This window comes from Streptomyces sp. AC627_RSS907, from assembly GCF_019049165.1.
Window position 1 is genome coordinate 1 of sequence record NZ_JAGMUE010001311.1, and the last position, 542, is coordinate 542.

Sequence of the window (542 nt, forward strand, 5' to 3'; positions counted from 1 at the left end):
CAGTTCGTGCACGTCGGCGGGGCCACCGACCTCCACCGCTCCGCTGTACGTCATGGCCTCAGCCTAGTGGCGGGAGGGTGGGCAGCGGAGCGTTCGCGGCGAGGTCGGAGCCGTCGGAGCGACCGGTGAGCCAACCGAGCAACGCGACGGGCGTACCCTCGACGGTGGTGGGCTCCTCTCCGGTACGACCGGTGTGCCAGGTGTGCCCGCCGGGAACAGTGAGCGTCAGCGCGGGCACGTCCGCGTGGCCGGCGAACTTGCCGCTGGTGAGGAATTCCACCTCCCGCTGCACGAAGTCGGCCGGGAGGTCGGTGAGCTCGTAGCCGACGTCCAGGTCGACATGGTGCAGCTCGACCTCGATGAGGCGGCGGAAGGGGAGCCGGGCGGCGCGTTCGGTGACGGCGTTGCGCATGGCGACCACATAGTCCCACCGGTCCTTGGGGAGGGCCGCGGCTGCTGAATTGAAGCGAAACGCGCTGGTGCGGAGGTCGTCGAGGTGCACGAGCATCGGACGGTTCGCGTCGCGAGCGATATCGGCGTTG

Annotated in this window: 1 protein-coding gene; it reads right to left on the minus strand. The window is 69.7% G+C overall.

Annotated features, from left to right (window positions below):
• Nucleotides 1-58: 58 nt before the first annotated feature.
• On the minus strand, nt 59-542 hold a 484-nt coding region (locus tag KUM32_RS41650), incomplete at its 5' end, for a maleylpyruvate isomerase family mycothiol-dependent enzyme (protein ID WP_217146821.1).